Source organism: Alkalibacterium sp., from assembly GCF_046484155.1.
GTDB lineage: Bacteria > Bacillota > Bacilli > Lactobacillales > Carnobacteriaceae_A > Alkalibacterium.
Genome location: NZ_JAWOBT010000087.1, coordinates 1 through 2548, shown reverse-complemented (window position 1 = coordinate 2548; position 2548 = coordinate 1). Strand labels below are relative to the sequence as shown.

The window sequence follows — 2548 nt, the reverse complement described above, 5'->3', positions numbered from 1 at the left end:
GACCGCTCTCTATATAGAACATCGTCTATATAGATAGTACACCCTACATAGATAACTGTCAATGAACTTTATATTTTTTTCACATGTAAGGCGAAATAAAAACCCGGGCCATGGTCGCTCCGGGTTTTTATTTCGCCTTACATGTGAAAAAAATATAAAGTTCATTGACAGTTATCTATGTAGGGTGTACTATCTATATAGACGATGTTCTATATAGATAGCGGTCAATGTTAAACCAGCCGATGAAGGAGGATATATGACCGAAGAAGTAACGTATTACGCAGATTTATTCAAAGTTTTGTCGGATGAAACACGCTTGAAGATTTTGCAATTATTATCTAAGGATCAATTGTGTGCCTGTGATATTATCGAAGAATTTAATATTACGCAACCGACGCTGTCTTACCACATGAAGATGTTACGAGATAAAAAGCTGGTGGTAACCCAACGTGAGGGGAACAGGGTGTTGTACGCGTTGGATGAAGAAAATGTTGATGCCTTAATTTCTTTTATTCAATCAATCGGCACGTCCTCATACAGTGTATCTTAAATTAGGAGATGGTTCAGTGAATATTTTTCAATGGTTAAATGATGTGTTTTTAAAAATGACATGGCTCAATGAGTCGATGGCATGGTTGGTGGATAATGTCTTCCAGCTTGATCCAACAAGTCGCATAGGTGCAAGCCTGCAATTCTTCTTGTACGATACGATCAAGATATTCTTCTTGCTTTCCGTACTTATTTTTGGTATTTCATATATTCAAAGCTTTTTCCCTCCAGAGCGAACCAAAAGAATATTGAGTCGCTATAATGGGATCACCGCGAGTATCTTTTCTGCCTTGCTGGGCACAGTGACGCCGTTTTGTTCGTGTTCATCCATTCCGATATTTATCGGTTTTACTGGGGCCGGTTTGCCTTTAGGCACGACCTTTTCATTCTTGATTTCATCACCATTAGTTGATCTGGCATCCGTTATCTTACTGGCCAGTATATTCAACTGGCAAATCGCTATTGCGTACGTTGTCGTGGGACTCGTCTTGGCCGTACTGGGTGGAGGCATCATCGATAAAGCGAATATGACTGGTGAGGTCGAAAGCTTTGTTTATGGCGTACCAAATGTTGAAGCCGAAGAGATCAAGCTTACTCAAAAAGAACGCGTCGATTTTGGCGTCGCTCAGGTTAAAGAGATCATTCACAAAGTCTGGTTATACATCTTGATTGGTGTGGGGATCGGTGCACTGATCCATAACTGGATTCCTCAAGAAGTGATCACTATGCTTTTAGGTCAGGACAAATGGTATTCAGTGCCTTTAGCTACCTTAGTCGGAGCACCGATGTACGCAGACATTTTCGGAACGCTGCCTATTGCAGAAGCACTCTTAGCTAAAGGTGTAGGGCTTGGAACGGTACTGGCCTTTATGATGAGTGTAACGGTATTATCCTTACCGTCACTTGTAATGCTAAAAAAAGTCATTAAGCCTAAATTGATGACGTTGTTTGTCAGTATTGTCATTATCGGCATCTTTATTATCGGTTTTGGCTTCAATGAATTCAGTTATCTATTTATTTAAAATTTTTGAAAATCAAAGGAGAGAATAATAAAATGGAAATCAAAGTATTGGGACCAGGATGTTCGAATTGTGTGCGTTTAGAAAAAAATGTAGAAAGAGCCATTGAAGGAACAAATCAAGAGGTGACCATTTCAAAAGTCAGCGACCCAGTGGACATTATGAAGTACGGTGTCATGAGCACGCCCGGCCTTGTCGTCGATGGAAAAGTCATCTCATACGGCAGAGTGCTGACACCCGAAGAAATCAAAACAAAATTAAATCTCTAATCGTTTAAAGGAAAGCATAGACATTCGTGTCTATGCTTTTTTTCTACTTTTAAATAAAAAGCGAAAACTTGACGGTGATCAAGTTAAAGCATTCTTTAGTCTTTTATACTATGAGTGTAAGAGATAGAGACAAACCAAGCGACAATTAAAAGAGGAGAGATTTCAAATGGAAAAAGCAATCATCAAACTAGAAACATTGGCCTGCCCAAGCTGTATGCAGAAAATCGAGAATGCTTTAAAAGCACTAGAAGGTATCGATCAGGGAAGCGTTAAAGTGATGTTCAATTCTAGCAAAGCTAAACTAACCTTTGATTCCGATGAAGTTACAATAGAAGAAATTGAAAAAGCTATCGAAGATCTCGGTTATCCGGTCATCAAAGCGACTGTTAAAGCTGCTTAATCAGAATGATTATAATAGAAAGAAGGAACAACCTTGCTAACTTTTAAAACAGTTCTAAACGATTATTTTCCAAAACTCGAATTTTACACCGTTCCCCTGACGCGTGCACATGGAAAAAATCATCCTGAAGTCTTTGATGTTCACGAATTATTCCAGACCATGAATGCCAAAGTAAACGGTTCGGATAAATCGGATTTAGACAAAGAATTCAAGGAATTACGCGAGGTGACGAGCAACTACGCCTTACCATCGGATGCATGTGAAACATACGAGGCAGTCTACAGGATGTTGTCTGAAGCTGACGAAGCCTA

Annotated in this window: 5 protein-coding genes; all 5 read left to right on the top strand. The window is 39.4% G+C overall.

What is annotated here, in order from left to right:
* Positions 1 to 256 precede the first annotated feature (256 nt).
* A complete protein-coding gene (locus tag R6U02_RS06510; protein ID WP_410262804.1) occupies positions 257 to 550 on the top strand; it encodes an ArsR/SmtB family transcription factor in 294 nt (97 codons plus the stop codon).
* A gap of 55 nt (positions 551 to 605) precedes the next feature.
* Positions 606 to 1571, top strand: a complete 966-nt coding sequence (locus R6U02_RS06505; protein ID WP_410262805.1) for a permease — start codon at positions 606 to 608, stop codon at positions 1569 to 1571.
* A gap of 32 nt (positions 1572 to 1603) precedes the next feature.
* Positions 1604 to 1837, top strand: a complete 234-nt coding sequence (locus R6U02_RS06500) for a thioredoxin family protein (protein ID WP_410262803.1) — start codon at positions 1604 to 1606, stop codon at positions 1835 to 1837.
* A gap of 166 nt (positions 1838 to 2003) precedes the next feature.
* A complete protein-coding gene (locus tag R6U02_RS06495) occupies positions 2004 to 2237 on the top strand; it encodes a heavy-metal-associated domain-containing protein (protein WP_410262802.1) in 234 nt (77 codons plus the stop codon).
* A gap of 33 nt (positions 2238 to 2270) precedes the next feature.
* Positions 2271 to 2548: iron-sulfur cluster repair di-iron protein, ric (locus R6U02_RS06490; RefSeq protein WP_410262801.1), on the top strand; the 278-nt coding region annotated here is incomplete at its 3' end.

What these genes read in the sequence shown, in the direction of transcription:
- R6U02_RS06510 (WP_410262804.1), top strand. Translation starts at nt 257, where the DNA reads ATGACCGAAGAAGTAACGTATTACGCAGATTTATTCAAAGTTTTGTCG.
- R6U02_RS06505 (WP_410262805.1), top strand. Translation starts at nt 606, where the DNA reads ATGACATGGCTCAATGAGTCGATGGCATGGTTGGTGGATAATGTCTTC.
- R6U02_RS06500 (WP_410262803.1), top strand. Translation starts at nt 1,604, where the DNA reads ATGGAAATCAAAGTATTGGGACCAGGATGTTCGAATTGTGTGCGTTTA.
- R6U02_RS06495 (WP_410262802.1), top strand. Translation starts at nt 2,004, where the DNA reads ATGGAAAAAGCAATCATCAAACTAGAAACATTGGCCTGCCCAAGCTGT.